We start from the raw sequence: 16059 nt of genomic DNA, 5'->3' as shown, positions 1-16059 counted from the left end.
TAGTTAACAAGGGATAACCAGATGGATTTAAAAGATAAGGTTGTCGTCATTACTGGCGGCGCGGGTGGCTTAGGTCTGGCAATGGCGCAAAATTTTGCGCAGGCGGGTGCTAAGATAGCGCTTATCGACGTGGACCAAGAAAAACTCGAGCGAGCCTGTGCTGAGCTTGGATCGGACACTGAAGTCCAAGGTTATGCCTTAGACATTACCGACGAAGATGACGTCGTGGCAGGTTTTGCCTATATTCTCGAAGATTTTGGCCAAGTGAACGTGTTAGTGAACAACGCCGGCATTCTGCGTGATGGCCTGTTAGTCAAAGCCAAAGACGGCAAAGTCACCGACCGTATGTCTTATGAGCAATTCCAATCTGTGATCAATGTGAACTTGACGGGCAGCTTCCTTTGCGGTCGTGAAGCGGCAGCGGCCATGATTGAATCCGGTCAAGCGGGCGTGATTGTCAACATCTCTAGCCTAGCGAAAGCGGGCAACATGGGTCAGTCGAACTATGCCGCCTCCAAAGCGGGCGTTGCGGCCATGTCTGTTGGCTGGGCGAAGGAATTAGCGCGTTACAATATCCGTAGCGCAGCGGTTGCACCGGGCGTTATCGCTACTGAGATGACAGCGGCAATGAAACCTGAGGCGCTGGAGCGTTTAGAGAAGCTAGTGCCAGTAGGACGCCTTGGTCATGCCGACGAGATAGCTTCCACCGTACGCTTTATTATTGAGAACGACTATGTAAATGGTCGCGTGTTCGAAATCGATGGTGGTATTCGTCTGTAATGACGATATCTTATTGATATTCATAAAAACCGAGCTGAGGCTCGGTTTTTTATTGCGTAAAGAAACATAATGGCATTTTGAACTCAGTCTTTGGATTTATTTAGATTTCACTGTTGGAGTTGACATTTAGTTGTTAACCTTCAACAATCGCCCTCCCGTTTTTTTACATAACTTTACATACATGTTTGTCGCATGTAACGGAGCTTAACATCCGGATGTCTTGGCAGGATAAAGCCCTCTGGCTTGAGAAAATCACTAAACGCATGATGTTAATCGTGGGTGTCCTAGGGTTGATTGTGATCTATTGCGGGTTCTTTTTTCTGCTCTTCAGTGGTCGCTCTGTGGCCGTGATCCCGTGGTTTTTCCTTATCTCACCTTGGGTGTGTATTTATTTTGGCTTAACGCAAGTACAGCAAGTGCAAGTGGTAAATTGGTTCTTAAAAAAATTTAAAAAATAACCAATTTCTGCAAGTTCCTATTTTGTTTCGGTTTGTGCAGTTGGCAAACATTGGGGAGAAACAATGAAGTTACATGGATATTTATGGGTGCTAGGGAGTTTGTTTTGTTTGGGGGCTTGCGAGCGCTCGAACAAAGAAACACCGCATCTTAGTGATAATGGTGGGCGTATTGTTGCGCCCTATGGCAGTTGGCTGTCTCCCTTATCGGCGAATGATGTATTTGAACAGGCCGATAATGTCGCCGAGTTACAAAGCGTAGATGGGGCGATTTATTTCTCTGAATCCGATGGTGATAAGCAAGGCCAAGTAGGGATTAAGCGTCTCGATAAACAGGGCAATATCGCCGACGTCGTGCCGCCAAGCTTTAATGTTAAATCCGCCGTCCATGAATACGGCGGCGCCGCCTTTTTAGGGATAGGCCAGAGTTTGTTTGCCACTAAGGCACTGGATCAACTGTTTTATCGTTTCGCCCCTAATCAACCTCCACTGCCGTTAACGCCTAATGGCACCCGTCATGCCGACTGTATCGCTTATCCTAAAGGGTCGCGGATTATCTGTGTGCGCGAGGATCATCGCCAGCCCGGAGAGCCCAAGGCGAGTCTAGTAACAATCAATCTTAACTTTGCTGGTGAAGGCGATACTTTTGTCTCGGGGCATGACTTTATTTCTTCGCCCGCTATCTCGCCCGACAACAGCCAACTGGCATGGATCACGTGGGAACATCCCTATATGCCATGGGATAACAGTATTCTCTGGCTTGGCGATCTCGACCGCAAAGGGCAACTGCACAATATTCGTAAGGTCAACACGCCTACGGATTCTTCGGTGACACAGCCATTATTCAGCCCTGATGGACAATTGTATGTCGTGTCGGATATCAGTAACTGGTGGAATATCTATCGAGTCACGGCACAAAATACCTTAGCCCCAGTGCTGAACAAAAAAGCCGAGTTTGCCGTGGCCGATTGGTATTTAGGCAATCACAACTACGCCTTCGAATCCGAAAAAACCATCATTGCCAGTTATATGCTTGGCAGTCAGGCGGCGTTAATTCGGCTGCATTTGGATTCGGGTTTGACCGAGTCCTTAGCCGTGGATTTCGGCGAAATCACCCAAGTGATCAGGGGCGAAGATGCCGTCTATTTTGTTGGCGCTAAGGCAACGCCAGAGAAAGGTATTTATAAAGTCATCGGCCGTGGCACTGAGTTGGTGTATACGCCTAACTTACCAAAGCTTGATCCCAATTATATTTCCCGGGCAAAAAATATTACCTTTAAAACCGGCTTTAACCAGCAAGCCTACGGTTATTTTTATGGGCCGGTTAACCCCAACTATACAGCGCCCCATGATACCCGCCCGCCGCTGATAGTGATGTTGCACGGCGGCCCAACGGCGCGGGCGAGTCTGGCTTATCGCAGTGACATTCAATTTTGGACCAGCCGTGGCTTTGCGGTGCTCGATGTTAATTTTCGCGGTAGCAGTGGTTTTGGCCGCGCCTATCGTCAGAGTATTTACGGAAAATGGGGCCAGGCAGATGTGGAAGATGCGGTCAATGCGGCCCGTTATTTGGTTGATAAAGGTTGGGTTGATGGACAAAAACTGGCGATTCGAGGCGTAAGCGCAGGCGGGTTAACTGTGATGTCGTCCTTGGCTTTTTATGATGTGTTTCAAGCGGGTGTCAGTTACGCGGGGATCAGTGATTTTGAACAGCTAGCCAAGAGTACCCATAAGTTTGAGACTGGGTATTTAGATCAACTCATTGGGCCTTATGCGAATAATCAAGCCCGATATAGGGAGCTGTCGCCGCTGTATCATCTTGAAGGCTTGAATGAGCCCTTGTTAATTTTTCAAGGTCTGCGGGATCAAATTGTGCCACCACAGCAGTCGCGAAAAATTTATGAGGCGTTAAAAGTCAGAGGTGTGCCAACGGCTTATATCGCCTATCAAGATGAGCCACACGGAGGTTGGAAACCCGAACACAGGGCCGCAGGATTAGAGACCGAACTCGCATTTTATGGCCAAGTGTTTAATTTCATTCCCGCGGGCAAATTGGCCACACTGGTGCTGGATAATGCTGCGGCGTTAAAGCCGCCCGTCTTGAAAGGTCATCCCCGCGCAACTCGTGGTTATTGATCTTACTTGTCGTTATTACTTCAGGTTTTTAGCGCAACACTCAGAGCCTGCATCTTGCAGGCTTTGGTCTTTTTGGGATTTGTCTATGTCAGTTTCGTGGTCCTCATGGCTTAGGCTATCGATAATGGCGCAGTGGGGCTGATCGCCGCCTTGGCATTGGGTCACCATGTGTTGTAATTGCGCCCTAAGCTGTTGCAACTTATTGATTTGCTCTTCGACATAGGCAAGGTGAGTACGGGTAAGCTGTTTAACGTCTTCGGCATTACGGCTTTCATTGCCCTTAAGGCCAAGCAAGGATTTGCAATCTTCTAGGCTAAAACCTAAGTCGCGACATTGATGCACAAACTTAAGCGCTTCAATATCTTGATGGCGATAAACCCGATAACCCGCCTCATTGCGCTCGCCGCACACTAAGCCAATATCATGGTAATAACGGATACTCTTAACGCTCAAGCCCGTTTGTTTCGCCACTTCGCCTATTTTCATCTTGACCTCTATTTTTCCAACTGAATGGTTTTCGCCCAGCAATTAATTGTCGATGTGATCACATTGAGCAAATTCATCCTTGACTCTCCCGCAATGGGAGACTTTATCTTAGACCTATAGTGTAAAACATCAAGTGAGGGATCTCCCATGTCTATGACCAGACTCTATGTCGCCAATATGAATTGCGCTGGCTGCGTCGCGAAAATTGAAAAGGCGTTTGCCGCCCAAGCGGGCGTCGAAGCGCGTGTTAATCTCGCCGATAAACAAGTGACGGTAGAAGGCAAGATGAGCGCCGATACCGCCTTAACTGTGATGGAAAAAGCAGGTTATCCGGCGCAGGTAGTGGTGGATGCAAAAGTCGCCGCCGAAGAAAAACGCCTAGAAGATGCCACTGAGTATCGGCTGCGGATGCGCCAAGCCATAGCCGCGCTCGTTGTGGGCGTGCCTATGATGCTGTGGGGATTATTGGGCGGCGAGATGATGATCAACAGTCCAGCTATGCAGCTTGGCTGGGGCATTATGGGACTCGTCACCTTGGCCTTGCTTGTCACCACGGGCGGACATTTTTACCAAGGCATGTGGCGGGCGCTAAAAGCCAAAACCACTAACATGGATACGCTGATTGTGCTGGGCACCAGTACGGCATGGGCTTATTCCATGCTGGTGGTCATTATGCCGAGCGCATTCCCTATGGATACTCGCCATGTCTACTTTGAGGCAAGTGTGATGATTCTAGGTTTGATTAACTTAGGTCACGGACTCGAGCTTAAAGCGCGGGGCAAAACCAGTGAAGCGGTGCAACGATTACTTGGCTTGCAATCCACCACTGCGATTCGTATCACAGATAAGGGGGATGAAAAGGTTGAGATAAGTCAGTTGAAACTGGGCGATAAGCTGCGTTTGCGCCCCGGTGACCGAGTTGCCCTCGATGGTGAGGTCGAAACAGGGCACTCCCTACTCGATGAAGCCATGCTCACTGGTGAGCCTATTCCCGTGCTTAAAAATCGGGGCGACAGTGTGAGTGCGGGTACAGTCAATGGCAACGGTAGCTTGGTTTACCGAGTGACGGCGGGACAAGAAGATACCAAACTCGCTAAAATTATCGCATTGGTGCAACAGGCACAAACGTCAAAATTGCCCATAGGTCGATTGGCTGACAGAATCTCAGCGGTATTTGTCCCGACTGTGGTGGCTATAGCGCTGTTGGCAGCGGCAATTTGGTATTTTGTGGGGCCAGCACCCGCCTTAAGCCATGCGTTAGTGGTGCTGACGAGCGTGCTCATCATCGCGTGCCCCTGTGCGCTGGGGCTGGCGACACCTATGTCTATCATGGTGGCCGTTGGCCGCGCCGCCCAAATGGGCGTGTTAGTTAAAAATGGTGAGGCCTTGCAAACCGCCAGTAAAGTCGATTGTGTGGTGCTGGATAAAACCGGTACAGTTACCTTAGGCAAGCCGCAAGTCACTGATTTTAATTTAGTGCAAACGCTGAGTGATGCCGATAAAGAGACTTTGCTGGGTGAAATTGCGAGTCTTGAGCAGCACTCTGAGCATCCGTTAGCGGGGGCGATTGTTAGTTATGCCAAGCAATCCCTGTCGCAATTGCCCGACACACAGGCATTTACGAACCATCAAGGTAAGGGGATTGAGGGCAAGGTCGATGGCGTATCGCTGGCGATTGGTAATCTCGCCTTGATGACGGCATTGGATATTGTCAATTCCGATGGCAGTGCCTTAGATCCAAAAGCGACGTTAAGCTTTGCAAACCAAGGTAAAACCCCGATTTATATCGCCAAAGCGGGCAAGTTAGTTGCCACTATTGCGCTTGCCGATCCGATTAAACCCGATGCTAAAGACGCCATCGCGGCCATGCTGCAAAGGGGGATTCGCGTGGTGCTGTTAACGGGGGATAACCCACAAACGGCGCAGGCGGTGGCCGACCAAGTGGGCATCACCGAAGTGATTGCCGGTGTACTCCCCGAGCAAAAACAACAGCATGTGCTGGATTTGCAAAAGCAAGGACATGTGGTGGCTATGGTAGGGGATGGCATTAACGATGCGCCTGCTCTGATGAGCGCCGATGTGGGGATCGCTATGGGATCGGGCACTGAGGTGGCGATTGAAAGTGCGGATATCACCTTGCTGTCGCAGCAGTTGATAGTGATTGCTAACTTATTGGCATTGTCGCGGGCGACAATTACCAATATTAAGCAGAATCTGTTTGGCGCCTTTGTGTATAACAGCTTAGGCATTCCGGTTGCGGCTGGCGTGCTTTATCCACTCACGGGCATGTTATTAAGCCCAGTGATCGCGGGTGCCGCCATGGCCTTGTCTTCACTCACGGTCGTCACGAACGCCAACCGCTTAAGACGACAGAAGTTGTAGTCTTTACTATTCACATAAGCCCTTAGCGTTGGCAAGCTTTGCGTCGCTAAGGGTCATCAGATTGTCATTCTGTTCGAATACATTGAAAGCTAAGCCAATAGGATAAAATTAATTACGCTTCTCACGCAGGCATAGTGCGGCGATTTCGGCATTCCCTCTGGCTTTTGATCAGCCTTGGTAGTTGATAATTTAGCCCAAACTGCTATAGTGCCACGTTTATTTTTACCCCTTCGGCATAGCGTTATTTGGTTTATGCTTATTTAAAGCGGCGCCAGCTGGCTCGGCCAACATTACTCGATTTGGAAGTTCATTTTGATCACAACAGCAAATATCACCATGCAGTTCGGCGCTAAGCCACTGTTTGAAAACATCTCAGTTAAATTTGGCGGTGGTAACCGTTACGGTCTTATCGGCGCGAATGGCTGTGGTAAATCGACCTTCATGAAGATCCTGTGTGGTGATCTAGATCCTAGCAGCGGTAACGTCTCGTTAGATGTGAATGAGCGTCTGGGTAAATTAAGCCAGAACCAGTTCGGTTATGAAGAATTCAACCTGATCGACACAGTGATCATGGGCCACCGCGAACTGTGGAAGGTAAAGCAAGAGCGTGACCGTATTTATTCTTTACCAGAAATGAGTGAAGAAGACGGCATTACCGTTGCCAACCTAGAGATGGATTTTGCTGAGATGGACGGTTATACCGCCGAATCTCGCGCCGGTGAATTGCTGTTAGGTGTAGGTATCGGTATCGACAGCCATTTTGGTTTGATGTCTGAAATCGCACCGGGTTTAAAACTGCGTGTACTATTAGCGCAAGCCCTGTTCTCTGATCCAGACGTGCTGCTGCTCGACGAACCCACCAACAACTTGGACATCGACACTATCCGTTGGTTACAAGACATGTTGAACCAACGTAGCAGTACTATGGTTATCATTTCGCATGATAGATATTTCTTAAACTCAGTCTGTACTCACATGGCTGACTTAGACTACGGCGAACTGCGCGTTTACCCAGGTAACTACGACGAATACATGCAAGCGGCTACCCAAGCTCGCGAGCGTTTATTGTCTGATAATGCGAAGAAAAAAGCCCAGATCTCTGAGTTGCAAACCTTCGTAGCACGCTTCTCGGCTAACGCTTCTAAGGCGAAACAAGCCACATCACGTGCCCGTCAAATCGACAAGATTAAGTTAGACGAAGTAAAAGCCTCTAGCCGTGTGAACCCCTTCATTCGTTTCGAGCAAGAGAAGAAACTATTCCGTAATGCCTTAGTGATTGAAAACCTGACTAAAGGTTACGATACGCCGCTATTTGAAGACTTAAACCTGATAGTTGAAGTGGGCGAGCGCATTGCGGTATTGGGTGAAAACGGCGTCGGTAAAACGACCCTGTTACGTACCCTGATCCACGACATCCCGCAGGATGCAGGTACTATCCAATGGTCTGAAAACGCCAACATTGGTTACTATGCACAGGATCATGAGTCTGATTTCGCTAACGAAATGACCTTGTTCGAGTGGATGAGCCAATGGCGCAAACCAGAAGATGACGACCAATCAGTACGTGGCATCTTAGGCCGTATGTTGTTTGGTTCTGACGACATTAAAAAGTCAGTCAAAGTGCTGTCTGGTGGTGAGAAAGGTCGTATGTTATTCGGCAAGCTCATCATGCAAAAAGCCAACATTTTAGTGCTCGACGAACCGACCAACCACATGGATATGGAATCGATCGAATCATTGAACAACGCGCTGGAAATGTACGAAGGCACCTTGATTTTCGTGAGTCATGACCGTGCATTTGTATCATCGCTGGCAAACCGTATCCTTGAAGTGACTCACACTGGTGTGAATGACTTCAGAGGCACCTACGATGAGTTCCTTGCCAGTAAAGGCATCGAAGTCTAAGGTTATTCGCTATTTAGCTGCATGTGTAAATGCATGCAGCTAAATGCAGCATCAATAAAAACGCCGCAATGCATTGCGGCGTTTTTGTATCTGTTATCTGTCTATTATCTAGCGATTAGCTTTTTATGCACTTGATTCTAGCGCGTTAGCGACGCTCGTTATTGCACTGACTCTTGCTGCACATAAATCAAACTGTCGGTATCAAAACCGCGGGCTTTAGACATTTCAACAAACTTTTGCAGTACCTCGGTTGGCACAGTCGGGGTTTTAGCCAGTAGCCACAAATAATCCGTGTCGGGTCCCGATATAAAAGCGTATTGATAGTTTTCATGATCTAATTCGAAGACCACATACGATCCATAAAATGGCCCAAAGAAGGAGACTTTCAAATAGCCTTCTGAATCCCCATTCACAAAATAGGCCTTTCCTTCGGCTTCTTTCCATTCGTTTTTAGCCGCGGAAAATCCACGGTTAATGACCCTAACACCGCCATCCTCTTTCAGGCTGTATTCTGCGCTAACTTGGCTTAACCCTCTTTCGAATGAATGATCTAAGCGCGCAATCTCGTACCATTTACCTAAGTATTTATTCAGCTCAAAATCATTCACGGGTTGAACCAGTTTAGGCATGCCTAAGCAGCCGCTGAGCAAAAATATACTAATAACTAACAGTAGCTTTCTCAATTTGACCTCCTGATCTTAAGTCTTAGTCGCACGTCTTCGGTGCAATGTTCAATCAATCTTCTATCGAGCTTACACTATTTTCTTCACATTATTTCAGCTACTTGGCAAAGTGTTGTTGGTTAGCCGCTCGTAATCAATACTTTGCGCTGACTGATAAAGCCTTGGCTAATGCCGGCCAGAATAATCAAGCCGACACCGCTTAATTGCATGGGACTCAAGGTTTCACCAAATATCCACCATGCTAGCGTCACTACGATAACTGGTTCCACATAGGCGAGGGTGCCAAAAGTGACAGCAGGCAATTGGCGTAGGGCTTTTACCGCCAGCAAAATGGCTAAAAATCCGGGGAAGAATCCAATCGCAATTAACCAACCCATTTGTGGCAAACTTGGCGTCAGCGGTGCATTTATCACTAAGGGCAGTAGGCATAAAGCGCCGACACTAAGCTGCACTAAAGTGCTCTGGTAGGGCGAACTCAGGCTAGGTTTTCGGTTGATTAACATAAAACCGCAGTAGGTTAATAAAGCGAGTAGGGCATAAAAATAGCCTAATAATTCAGTGTGATTGCTCGCTTGCTGCGGCCCTGTTGGGATCATTAACATAAAGCCCACCAGCGCGACGACCACGCTTGCCATGCTTAAGCGGGTGAGTTTTTCGGCAAAGAAATAATGGGCGAAAATAGCCGACACCACAGGGGCTAAGTAAATAATCATGATTACATTGGCCATTTGGGTGTACTGAATGGCTTCAATGTAAAACGCCATAAAACCCGCGAGCATAGCGCCATTCACTAAGTTACGTTTACTCGGTCTATGGCGAATTTGCTGTCCTTTGCCTGTAAGCAGCATATAAGCCAATAGAAATAGGGCTCCGAGCAGTAAGCGGTAGAAGGTAATGTGTTCGGCTGGCAGGGCGGCAAAGCGCGCTAATACACCTATTGTGCCCATAAGAATGGCCGCCAATAGGGCAAAAATGATAGCTAAAGCTGAGCTTGGCATAGGCAACCTGTAACTGAAGAATTTAAGGGGCGACACCGTCCTGTGGACGGCGTCGATTTTGCCTTAAAAACTCACCCTAGGCTATGCCGATGTATTAACTTAGATAATGCTTTTACGTGAGCGGAAATGGTTAAAGCTATCTTGGCTGTAGGCCGCCTTAATCCGTTTTAACGCAGCGTAATTGTGGTCAAAGTACACATCAGTGGGAATGGCCTTATCTTTGAAACTGATAAAAGCGCCCGAGGTGTTGGGGATGTCATAATTTCGGCTGGCATCAATCCAATCGAGCGCACGATTAATGCGAGTAAACACTTGGCTATCCTGCAATTGTTGTTTCTCTTGCAGGGCGTTATTCCACCAAGTTTGATATTGAATCGTGTATTGTCTGTCCTTGTAGGGGAAGGCGCTGCGACTCCTTTGCTCTTCACCCATAGTGCGATAATAATCACCAGTTATAGCGCCAAGGGTAACATAGGTAAATAGCCCCAATTGGCGATTACCTTCAAGCACATAGCGAGAGGTTAAGCTTTCAAGCAGTGACTTATAACCGTCCCTTAGCCCCGTTTGATTGACTAAGCGTGAGGTGACTTTATGGGGCGCGGGTTCATCCACATCGGCTGGATTAGGTGAGCGGCTTATGCCTTGTAAGTCAGCTTGCAGATGTTGAAAAGATTCCCTTTCCCAATTGGCCATTAAGTTTTCACCGTAGGCTTTGGTGAGTCCGCCCATCCCCTCGATGCGAATTTCATTGGGCACTAGGTCAAACTCATTAAATTGTGTCTGGATAAAGTGATTCAGACTGGCGGAATTGCCTTCCCAAAAGCCATACATCAAGCAGTTATGCTTAATCGACTCAGTGTCTATGTCAGTCGTTTTGTGTTGTTCTGCGGGTAAATGTCTGGCATTTATCTTGAGATTGGTGCCAATCAAACAGCCTGTGCTGTCGGCATTAATGATGGCTTCCCAGCGCTGTAAAATGTCTTTGGTTGGGGTGTACTCAATGAGTTCTTGGGTTTGTTTATCATAGCAATTCCACTCTAATTCAAACTTGATAAGGCAAGGCGGTAGTGGAAAGGTTTGCACAAAAAAGCGGGTCACTATGCCGTAACTTAATCCGCCGCCACCCTTGAGCGCCCAGAGTAACTCTGGTTTATTGGCAACCGAGACGACTTGGGTTTCACCAATGCCGAGGACGATTTCTGCCTGTAATAGGGATTCGCAGCACATGCCGTATTTGCGGGTCCAAGGTCCTGAGCCGCCGCCCATAATAAATCCCGCTAAGGCAACGTTGCCACTAGTGCCATGGGGGATCATCACGCCTTTTTTCGCAAGGGCAGTGGTGAGATTGATAAAGCGATTGCCTGGGCCAATGGCCGCAATACCTGTGATGGGATCTAAAGTGAGGCTATCCATCTTCAACAGATCTAACACTACGGTATTCGTTTCAGTGCTTTCACCTTCGTGATCATTCCCACCCGAGCGCACGCTGATTGGCAAGTTATAATCGATGGCCGCCTTATAGGCGATTTTGACTTCTTCAGTTGACGTGCATTTGATGATCGCCAGTGGCTTTTTTTGTAACCTGCGGTTGAACAGTTGGCAAGCCTGTTGATAGGCAATCATTTGCTTACCTGTGCTGATCGAGAGTTGCTGCTCACTATAATAATGGCCACCGGTAATAATATTATCGGCCGGAATGTGTGCGCGAACTTCATTGATGAAATTAACAAAGTTTTTGGCTTGAGTGATCACTAAGTTTTCACTAATACGCACTTCAGCACTTAATTCTTCTTCGGTTGATTGAATAATCAAACAATCCCGTTCCAGTTCATTTGCGACGGTGACTTTAATATTAGAGCGATAGGCCGTCAGCGATTTAAACACTTCAATATTGAGTGTAATATCCGCTTGATTACTCGCCGTGTAATTCACTAAATAACTAAAATTAGGCCAAGTGTTATAGTTACATTCAATAATATAGGCTCGGCGTTCGTGGGGCGGAATAATCTTAGGCAGTTGTTGATTATAGGTGTTGCTATCCGTAGTGGTTTTTATGAATTGATGTTCAGTATCATTAAATATGACCAGCAGCACTTTTTGTCTTTTAAGTGGAATAAAGTTTTCACCACGAATATTATGTGCATCTTGATGCTGATAAATGTAAAGGTTATTTTCGCTAATCGATCTTTGTTGCGCTGGATTACGGTAATAGTCAACGATTTCAGTTCGGGTTAATAATCGATTGAGTATGGTGATGCCAAATATTTCACCATCGAAATGTGTATCGCGATGATTCGGTAAAGACACGTTTTCAATTAAAAATTCATTGTCGGCAACCAGTGACAGATTATTGAGTTGTGTATGGGTAATTTCACCATCCACATAACAACTGATTTCATGGTATTCATGGCAGATAGACAATAAGTGCCACTGACCGTCGTTGAGTCCACCTAAGGTTGATATTGCTTCAACCCGCAGCAAGGTGGTATTAATCACGCATTCAATATGCCCTAGTGAATTAATATCCACCGCGAAATAGGTATCTTCCCTATCAGTTTTATAATGGAACACACGCCCACCTGCGCTGGTTTTCAACCAACACTGGTAAGTGAATATGGCAAGGGGTGACGTGCTCACGGGTAAGCTTTTTTCAATCACTGCCCGTATATTTCTTGATGCCTCAAGCTTGTCCATATTCATGCGTCCTTTCGTGTGCTTTGCGTGTTTTCCTCAATGCGCTAAAGCGCCTACTGAGGTCATTCATCCCGTTGTTAATCAATTGCGGGTAACTAAGCCGCGGGTAACTATGTTTTGGGTCAATCAGTTTTGGGTAAATCAGTTGCGGGCAAACAAGTCGCCAATTAATAGGTATTAAAGCGATGTATTGATCCTGTCACGGCCATCGGCTTTGGCGCGATACAATGCGGTATCGGCGGCGCATAGCATGGCGAGTGAGGTACGGAACTGGCCATTGATTTCGCTCGCAATCCCTTGACTCGCGCTCACAGAGACATAGTCGCGCAAGCCTTGCTCAGTAAAGCGCAGGTCATTAATCCCTTGCTGCACTTTTTGGGCAATGGTGAGTGCCATTTTGGCATTGTGGCTTGGCAGAATTAGCGCGAATTCTTCACCGCCGTAACGCGCTGCCAGGCCAATTTCTATCGGCACTATGTCAGCAATCACTTTGGCAATCTTACGTAGGCATTCGTCGCCTTGGATATGGCCGAATTGGTCGTTGAACACTTTGAAATAATCCACATCGATAATCACCACGCTGATAGGGCGCAGCTTACCTGTACATTCTTCCCAATAGTGATGCAGCATTTCATCAAAATATCGGCGGTTCGCCAGCCCAGTCAGTGAATCTGTGGCGGCCAATTTACGTAGCTTTTGATTTTCCGCTTTGTGCTGCGTCAAATCGTGCATCATCATCACAAACAGAGGTTCATGACTTGGGATGTAGGAAATGGAGAGTTCGACATCTTTTGCTTTGCCTGAGGCGGTAATGAGGGTGATTTCTTCGGCGCAGTGCTGCACTGGAATGCCGCAGTTTTTGCCTAGCTTAATATCATTGCTCAGCAGATTGTCGTAGCGAGCTTGATGGTGTTCGGTCAAAAAGTTGCGCCAATCTTGTCCCTTCAAACTGGCCTGCGGGCATGTCAGCAAGTCAGCACCTTTGCTATTGCTAAAGTAAATGTAACCTTGGGCATTGACGATAATCACAGGCTCAGTTAGATGCTGAATAAACTGTTGAATCGTTTCAATCGAGGCATGCTCGAAGAAGGTTAACGGCAATGCGGGCTCGACCAAGCCTTGCTGCGCAGTACACTGTGAACCATTGCCTTCACCCACAAGTGATAATGGATGTTGTGAACGTGTCAGTTTAGGTGAGCTTGTCATTGTTATCATTCTCCGTGAACCTAATGCCATCTGCGCTAAGCGCTTTTCTGATGATGACTTTATTCTTCGCAAAGAAAAGATACCTTCTGCTTACCTTCCGATTTAATCTATTGTTTATAAAGGTTTTAAATTTAATCTTCTCTCGGTAAATTCTCAGGTTTAACTGAAACGTGCGAGGTTTTGGGGCATGGCTAAGTTAAAAAAGTGGCACCCATGAGTGGATTTTTGGGTATTAAGCGGCAAGCGCAAAGGATTTTAGTGTCGAAATTTAACTGCAGATAAAGAGTGGGGAACGGTTCGTTTATCCTAAAGGTTGATTTGGATGCAGAGCTTCGCTACTCGATTTTCCTCTACACCATTTACCACCTTGCTGAAGTTTAAAAGCGCACATCGCATCCCAACGACCACTGATGCCACTGTACTGGCGGCGAAAATCTTTAGCAGAGCTGAGCCAAGCATCTGATGCAATCCCTAACTCATTGAGCAGTTTTGGTCGCTGATTATCGATAAAGCCTTTTTTATCATGGCGAATGGCGCGGCCAGTCCAATCGATAAGTTCCAGATAATCCGCAAAATGAAAAGGGATGCCCGTTTGCCGATGAAGGTGCGTTGCACCATCAAATTTTGCGAGGGATTTATGTAGTGTTGGCTGAGAGTTATCTACTGGGGTTTTGATTATCAGTGGTGTGATGCTGTTAGGGGAAAGTGCATTTAGACGTTCTTGAATTGATGTAAAATCAGAGGATTGCAAAGAGTCGGCAATCCCTGCTCGAATAGGGTTTAAATCCACGTACATCATGCAGGCTAGTAAGGCTTGCTCATCTAGCAAAGCTTGGGATTTGAAACGGCCTTCCCAGAAGGCACCTTTGCACTCATCTTCTCGATTTGCTTTACGGGCAATATCTTCATTTAGGCATCGCATAAACCAAGAAATACTGCTTAATCGCTCTTGCCACTCGGCAATTAAGGCATCGAGTAACATGCGTTCACCGTCGATTAAGGCATCACCATTCATATATTTAGTGGCAATCGCATGGCCTTTGGTGATTTGACACCAGCGACTGATAATGTCTCTTTGCGTTAACGATTTAGCCTTCTCCACGTCAATCTTAAGCACTAAATGATAGTGATTGCTCATCACCGCATAGGCGCAAATGTCGATACAAAAGATAGCAGATAATGCTTTGATTTTATCGACAATCCAGCCACGTCTATGCTTATAACTGCGGCCAGTGAGTTTATCCTCACCGCACAGAAAAGCCCTTCTGACACAGCGATTTATCACATGATAGAAGGGCGTTGTATTAGCATCGATAAGCATTCTTCTGGCCGAGGTCATCATCCGCTCCAAACAGACGCAATCAAGATAATGTAAGACTAGTATAAGAGGGGATAAAGCACAAAAAGACATGGCTGTCCCCACTTTTCTTAATCTATTGTTTATAAAGGTTTTAAATTTAATCTTCTCACGGTAAATTCTCCGATTTAGCTGAAACGTGCGAGGTTTTGGGGCATGGCTAAGTTAAAAAAGTGGCACCCATGAGTGGATTTTTGGGTATTAAGCGTCAAGCGCAAAGGATTTTAGTGTCTAAAGATGGTGGATAATGCTTTGATTTTATCGACAATCCAGTCACGTCTATGCTCATAACTGCGGCCTGTGAGTTTATCCTCACCGCACAGAAAAGCCCTTCTGACACAGCGATTTATCACATGATAGAAGGGCGTTGTATTAGCATCGATAAGCATTCTTCTGGCCGGGGTCATCATCTGCTCCAAACAGACGCAATCAAGATAATGTAAAGGCTAGTATAAGAGGGGACAAAGCACAAAAAGACATGGCTGTCCCCGCTTTTCTAAATGGTAATGGTTGTTCATCACTGCATAGGCGCAAATGTCGATACAAAAGATAGCAGATAATGCTTTGATTTTATCGACAATCCAGCCACGTCTATGTTCATAACTGCGGCCTGTGAGTTTATCTTCACCGCAAAGAAAAGCCCTTCTGACACAGCGATTTATCACATGATAGAAGGGCGTTGTATTGGCATCGATAAGCATTCTTCTGGCCGAGGTCATGACTCGCTCCAAACAGACAAGGTGAAGATAATCTAAAGACTAGTAGAAGAGGGGACAAAGCACAAAAAGACATGGCTGTCCCCGTTTTTCGTTAGCCACGTCTATGTTCATAACTGCGGCCTGTGAGTTTATCTTCACCGCACAGAAAAGCCCTTCTGACACAGCGATTTATCACATGATAGAAGGGCGTTGTATTAGCATCGATAAGCATTCTTCTGGCCGAGGTCATGACTCGCTCCAAACAGACAAGGTGAAGAT

12 protein-coding genes and 1 pseudogene are annotated in these 16059 nt (G+C 46.8%); 5 read left to right on the top strand and 8 right to left on the bottom strand.

All coding sequences use genetic code 11. The features are described from left to right. Positions 1-21: 21 nt before the first annotated feature. The 3 genes from NE536_RS06030 (at position 22) to NE536_RS06020 (ending at position 3371) form a co-directional block, all read left to right on the top strand. Positions 22-780 carry an SDR family oxidoreductase gene (locus NE536_RS06030; RefSeq protein ID WP_261272123.1) on the top strand — a complete coding sequence of 253 codons (759 nt, stop codon included), beginning with the start codon at positions 22-24 and terminating at the stop codon, positions 778-780. A gap of 215 nt (positions 781-995) precedes the next feature. Further along, positions 996-1238 (top strand): hypothetical protein, encoded by a 243-nt coding sequence (locus NE536_RS06025; protein ID WP_006081033.1) that lies wholly within the window; start codon positions 996-998, stop codon positions 1236-1238. 63 nt (positions 1239-1301) lie between these two features. Continuing rightward, entirely contained in the window at positions 1302-3371 is a 2070-nt protein-coding gene (locus NE536_RS06020) for an alpha/beta hydrolase family protein (protein ID WP_261272122.1), read from the top strand. 15 nt (positions 3372-3386) lie between these two features. Here NE536_RS06020 and NE536_RS06015 read toward each other — a convergent pair whose 3' ends face one another. Further along, positions 3387-3857, bottom strand: a complete 471-nt coding sequence (locus NE536_RS06015; protein ID WP_261272121.1) for a MerR family DNA-binding protein — start codon at positions 3855-3857, stop codon at positions 3387-3389. A gap of 147 nt (positions 3858-4004) precedes the next feature. Here NE536_RS06015 and NE536_RS06010 point away from each other — a divergent pair, with 147 nt between their 5' ends. Further along, positions 4005-6239, top strand: a complete 2235-nt coding sequence (locus tag NE536_RS06010; RefSeq protein ID WP_261272120.1) for a heavy metal translocating P-type ATPase — start codon at positions 4005-4007, stop codon at positions 6237-6239. 312 nt (positions 6240-6551) lie between these two features. After that, positions 6552-8144: an ABC-F family ATPase gene (locus tag NE536_RS06005; protein ID WP_080514475.1), complete on the top strand. Its 1593-nt coding sequence runs from the start codon at positions 6552-6554 to the stop codon at positions 8142-8144. 158 nt (positions 8145-8302) lie between these two features. Here NE536_RS06005 and NE536_RS06000 read toward each other — a convergent pair whose 3' ends face one another. From NE536_RS06000 to NE536_RS05970, 7 genes and pseudogenes are all read right to left on the bottom strand, one after another. Further along, entirely contained in the window at positions 8303-8827 is a 525-nt protein-coding gene (locus NE536_RS06000; RefSeq protein ID WP_261272119.1) for a lipocalin family protein, read from the bottom strand. A 119-nt stretch (positions 8828-8946) separates the two neighbouring features. Then, positions 8947-9825: a DMT family transporter gene (locus NE536_RS05995; protein ID WP_261272118.1), complete on the bottom strand. Its 879-nt coding sequence runs from the start codon at positions 9823-9825 to the stop codon at positions 8947-8949. A 99-nt stretch (positions 9826-9924) separates the two neighbouring features. Continuing rightward, positions 9925-12519 carry an FAD-binding oxidoreductase gene (locus NE536_RS05990; RefSeq protein ID WP_261272117.1) on the bottom strand — a complete coding sequence of 865 codons (2595 nt, stop codon included), beginning with the start codon at positions 12517-12519 and terminating at the stop codon, positions 9925-9927. A 177-nt stretch (positions 12520-12696) separates the two neighbouring features. Beyond that, entirely contained in the window at positions 12697-13725 is a 1029-nt protein-coding gene (locus tag NE536_RS05985; protein ID WP_261272116.1) for a sensor domain-containing diguanylate cyclase, read from the bottom strand. Between the two features lie 301 nt (positions 13726-14026). After that, positions 14027-15064: a transposase gene (locus NE536_RS05980; protein ID WP_261272115.1), complete on the bottom strand. Its 1038-nt coding sequence runs from the start codon at positions 15062-15064 to the stop codon at positions 14027-14029. A gap of 242 nt (positions 15065-15306) precedes the next feature. Then, positions 15307-15489 (bottom strand): hypothetical protein, encoded by a 183-nt coding sequence (locus tag NE536_RS05975; protein WP_342455072.1) that lies wholly within the window; start codon positions 15487-15489, stop codon positions 15307-15309. A gap of 90 nt (positions 15490-15579) precedes the next feature. After that, positions 15580-15801, bottom strand: a pseudogene (locus tag NE536_RS05970) (transposase); the annotation flags it as partial. Positions 15802-16059: the final 258 nt, after the last annotated feature.

Source organism: Shewanella septentrionalis, assembly GCF_025370265.1.
GTDB lineage: Bacteria > Pseudomonadota > Gammaproteobacteria > Enterobacterales > Shewanellaceae > Shewanella > Shewanella hafniensis.
The sequence above is the reverse complement of the archived record's forward strand: the minus strand, read 5'-3'. Positions and strand labels throughout refer to the sequence as shown.